This window comes from Sulfolobus sp. B1, from assembly GCF_007050195.1.
GTDB lineage: Archaea > Thermoproteota > Thermoprotei_A > Sulfolobales > Sulfolobaceae > Saccharolobus.
The window spans coordinates 1-698 of the sequence record NZ_QIMI01000332.1; the positions used below are offsets into that span (position 1 = coordinate 1).

A 698-nucleotide genomic window follows, 5' to 3' on the forward strand; every position below is an offset into this window, starting at 1 on the left:
TATTCTACTCATCACGTTCTCAGGTTTTTCCTTTAATATCCCTTTTTCATAAAATTTTATCAATGATTCATTTATTCTTTGTTTAGCCCTATTTAAGAAGTCCCAAGAAACGTCGATAACATAAACTTCAAAACCAGCTAACGCTGATACCTCGGCTATTCCATGACCCATGGTTCCAGCTCCAACTACGCCTAACCTCTTTATCATATGATACTATCATCTCGTTACTTAATAAAATTTTCAATTCATACTTTAGTTGATATAAAGTAAACTAAATTTATCCAATTACGATTAGGCGTAAAGAATATAAAGGGGTATGAGAACAGATAATACTGTGACCATTAAGGATGCGATAAAACTCTTTGGACCCGCATGGATAGTTATGATGGCTGATGTTGATGCTGCAAGCGTTTTAACGGGCGTAGCTGATGGACAAGAATACGGCTACAGATTAGTATGTCTATTATTGCTCTTAACTTTACCACTATTTCTTATTCAAGACGCTGCCGGTAGGATAGGTGCAGTGAACAATGGAAAGGGTCTTGGAAGCTTGATTAGAGGAAAATTCTCTACTAGTTTGGCCCTTCTATCTTCAATGCCTATGTTTGGAGTAGACGTCTTTACGTATGTAGTGGAGTACAGTGGAATAGCTGTTGGTTCCTTAATCCTAGGCATACCTATTTACATAAGCTTACCTT

2 protein-coding genes are annotated in these 698 nt (G+C 37.0%); one reads left to right on the forward strand and one right to left on the reverse strand.

Annotated features, from left to right (window positions below; all coding sequences use genetic code 11):
• Positions 1-207, reverse strand: a 207-nt coding sequence (locus DMP16_RS10545) for a 3-hydroxyacyl-CoA dehydrogenase NAD-binding domain-containing protein (protein WP_255446895.1), incomplete at its 3' end; no start/stop codon positions are given.
• 127 nt (positions 208-334) lie between these two features.
• On the opposite strand from DMP16_RS10545, the gene DMP16_RS10550 reads away from it, so the two are divergent.
• The coding region (locus DMP16_RS10550; RefSeq protein ID WP_143577248.1) for a divalent metal cation transporter at positions 335-698 on the forward strand (364 nt) is incomplete at its 3' end.